Origin of the sequence: Streptomyces sp. RP5T, from assembly GCF_003933965.1 — a bacterium.
Classification (GTDB): Bacteria; Actinomycetota; Actinomycetes; order Streptomycetales; family Streptomycetaceae; genus Streptomyces.
Map to the genome: position 1 here is coordinate 1 of NZ_RSAJ01000744.1, position 3550 is coordinate 3550.

The following is a 3550-nucleotide window of genomic DNA, read 5'->3' on the forward strand; positions in this document are numbered from 1 at the left end:
CCGCCGACCCCGCCGCTCCTCGTCAACGCGTGCGCGCCGACACGAGCTTGCCCCACACCACCAGCCGGTACCGGGACGTGTACTCCGGGGTGCAGGTGGTGAGGGTGAGGTAGTGACCGGGCTCGGCGTACCCGTAGGAGGGGTACAGCGCCGAGCGCGGGACCGGCCCGATCACCCCCGCGTCACGCGCCGAGGTCTGGCACAGGGTCCGGTCCACGGCGTACGTGTACACCGCGCCGCGCGTCTCCACCTGGACGGCGTCCCCGCGCACGAGCCGGTTGACGTACCGGAAGGGCTCGCCGTGGGTGTTGCGGTGCCCGGCGAGCGCGAAGTTCCCGACGCCGCCCGGCTGTCCGGTGCCGGGGTAGTGGCCGACGTACCCCTTGTTGAGGACGCTCACCTTGCCGACGCCCTCGGCGACGGGGACGCGGAGGTGGAGACGGGGGATGCGGAGGACGGCGTAGGCCCGGGACAGGTCCGGAATGGTGGAGTACGGGACGTCGGCGCGGCGGTCCCGGCCCCCTCCGGACCCGGAGTCCTCCTGGGACCCGGCCGGCTCCCGTGATCCCTGGAGCGCGGACCCGGGATCGGCTCCCCCGCCCCGCTCCCACTCCCGCTCCAGCGCCTCGACCTCGCGCCGGGCGCCCTGCCGGGCCTCCCGGTTGGTCCACCACAGCTGGTGCACGACGAGGAGCAGCAGGACGACCCCCACGGTGACGAGGAGTTCGCCACCCACCCACACCGCGCGGCGGCGACGCTCGCGCCGGCGCCGGGCTCCGTGGTGCACGATGCGCTGCCGCACGGGACACACCTCCTCGGCCGGGGCCGCCCGCACCATAAGGGCGGGGCCCTCAACTCACCAGGGGCGAGGGCCCGATGGAGCGGAGGAGTGGTCGGGCAACGGAGGGACGGCCGTTGCCGTGTCCGGTATACCGAACTTCCTCCACTGGTTTTAAGAAGGGCTGTCGGAACTCTCGACAACCTCACCGGCAACACCCGATGCTTCGTCGTGGCATGAACGGGGCAAGCCGCGACGCGGGTCAGAAGGCCGCGTCGATCCATCGGAGTTCGGAGTGACCATGATCCGACGCAGAACGCTGCTGACAGCCGCAGGAGGAACCCTCCTCGGCAGCGCGCTGGCCACCGGAACCGCCCGCGCGGACGCCACGATCGCGGTCAGCCCGGGGACGTCGTACGGCACCTGGGAGGGCTGGGGCACCTCCCTGGCCTGGTGGGCCAACGTGTTCGGCGCCCGGGACGACTTCGCCGACATCTTCTTCACCACCAAGTCGACCTCCTACAACGGCACTTCGCTCCCCGGACTCGGCCTGAACATCGCCCGCTACAACCTGGGCGCGTGCAGCTGGAACACCGTGAACGGCGAGTCGATGGTCGCCTCGGCCAACATCCCCGCCTTCAAGCAGATCGAGGGGTACTGGCAGGACTGGAACAACGAGGACCCGACGTCCTCGGCGTGGGACTGGACGGCGGACGCCAACCAGCGGGCGATGCTGGTGAAGGCGACGTCCAGGGGCGCGACCTCGGAGCTCTTCACCAACTCCCCGATGTGGTGGATGTGCAGCAACCACAACCCGTCGGGCGCCTCGGGCGGCGGCAACAACCTCCAGACCTGGAACTACCGCCAGCACGCCTCCCACCTCGCCGCGACCGCCCTGTACGCCAAGAACAACTGGGGCGTGAACTTCGCGACGGTCGACGCCTTCAACGAGCCCTCCTCGTCCTGGTGGACCGCGACCGGCACGCAGGAGGGCTGCCACATGGACGCGTCGGTCCAGTCGGCCGTACTGCCGTACCTGCGCAGCGAGTTGAACAACCGCGGGCTGACCGGCGTGAGGATCTCGGCCTCCGACGAGACCAGCTACGACCTCGCCCGCACCACCTGGAACTCCTTCAGCTCGACCACCAAGGGGTACGTCAACCAGGTCAACGTGCACGGCTACCAGGGGTCGAGCGGCCGCAGGGACCTGCTCTACACGGACGTGGTCACCACGGCCGGCAAGAAGCTGTGGAACTCCGAGACCGGCGACGGCGACGGCACCGGCTACACCACGGCCTTCAACCTCCTCTACGACTTCCGCTGGCTGCACCCCACCGCCTGGGTCTACTGGCAGGTCATGGACCCCACGGCGGGCTGGGGCGTGATCAAGTACGACGCCAGTACCCTCCAGGCGGGCGCGATCGAGACGAAGTACTACGTGCTGGCCCAGTTCAGCCGTCACATCCGCCCCGGCATGAAGATCCTCGACACGGGCGTGAGCAACGCGGTCGCGGCCTACGACTCCACGGCCAAGCGCCTGGTCATCGTGGCCCTGAACACCTCCACCTCGGCCCAGACCCTGACCTTCGACCTGTCCCGCTTCACCACGGTGACGGGCGGCTCCGGCGGCCTGGTCCCGCGCTGGAACACGGTGACGACGGGCGGCGACAAGTACGCGTCTTACTCCAACACCTTCCTGAGCGGGAAGACGGTGGCGGTGCCGTTCGCGGCGAAGGCGGTGCAGACCCTGCAGATCGACGGCGTGACGATCTGAGGCGGTAGCCGCGGGTGCGGGCCGGGCCCCGGGGCCTCCCCTGCTGTTAACCGGGCCCTGGCCTGCACCTCTCTCTTCTTTGACGCTGATCGGCAGTACGGTGTCCCCCATGCGCCCCGACACGCCTGCCGAGAACGTCGACCACACCGCCGAAGCGGCGCGCCTGGAGCGGACCGCCGACCGGTATCCCGAGGACGCCGAAGCCCTGCTCCTGCAGGCCGCGGCCCATCTGGAACTGGCCGGCGACCGCCCCGCCGCGTCCTCCCTCTACGACCGCCTGCTGGCCGCGCAGGACGGCTTGGAGAACCCGTTTCTCGTCCGTTCCCTGAAGGCCGCGAACCTCTGGGAGTACGGCCATGAGGCCGAGGCCCGCGCGATCATCGAGGGCGTCCGGGCAGCCTCCCCCCGGGACCCGGCGCCCTGGGTGATCGTCGCGGAGGCCCTGGAGTCCCACGACGAGCTGGAGCAGGCGCAGGAGACGTTCACGGAGGGGGCGCGGGTCCTCCTGACGGACGTACCGGAACCGCCGTACTCCACGCACCCGTTGCTGTTCGGCCGGCACCGCGTCCGCAGGATGCTCGGCCTGGCCCACGACGAGTGGGACACCCTGGCGGACACCCTGCACACCTCCCCGGTCTCCCTGGACGAACTCCACGACCCGAAGCGCGTGTGGTCCCTCGGCTCGGAGAACCCGGCGGAGCTGGAGGCGGAGATCTCCCGCCTGCGCGCCGAACTCGGCACCTATCGGGAGGCGTTGTCCCGCCCGTTCCCGGTGGCGGTCCTGCACTGGCCCGCGTCCGAACTCGCGGAACTGGTCGAGGCCTACCCCTCCCTCTCCGCGGAGTACCCCTCCCACGAGGAGCACCTGGCGACCATAGAGGCCTCCCTGCGCGAGCTCTCCGCCTCCGGCACGGCGAACCTGGGCATCGTCTCGGGCACGGTCCCGTCGTACGAGGCGTTCGCGGCCTCGGAGGGCATGTCCCCCGGAGAGACCACCC

At 70.5% G+C, this 3550-nt stretch carries 3 protein-coding genes; 2 read left to right on the forward strand and 1 reads right to left on the reverse strand.

Annotated elements, in window-relative coordinates:
- Positions 1–22 precede the first annotated feature (22 nt).
- Positions 23–802 carry a class E sortase gene (locus tag EHS43_RS40245; protein WP_260470934.1) on the reverse strand — a complete coding sequence of 260 codons (780 nt, stop codon included), beginning with the start codon at positions 800–802 and terminating at the stop codon, positions 23–25.
- A 277-nt stretch (positions 803–1079) separates the two neighbouring features.
- On the opposite strand from EHS43_RS40245, the gene EHS43_RS40250 reads away from it, so the two are divergent.
- Positions 1080–2552 carry a beta-1,6-galactanase gene (locus EHS43_RS40250; protein WP_125195498.1) on the forward strand — a complete coding sequence of 491 codons (1473 nt, stop codon included), beginning with the start codon at positions 1080–1082 and terminating at the stop codon, positions 2550–2552.
- Positions 2553–2661: 109 nt separating this feature from the next.
- The coding region (locus tag EHS43_RS40255) for a hypothetical protein (protein ID WP_125195499.1) at positions 2662–3550 on the forward strand (889 nt) is incomplete at its 3' end.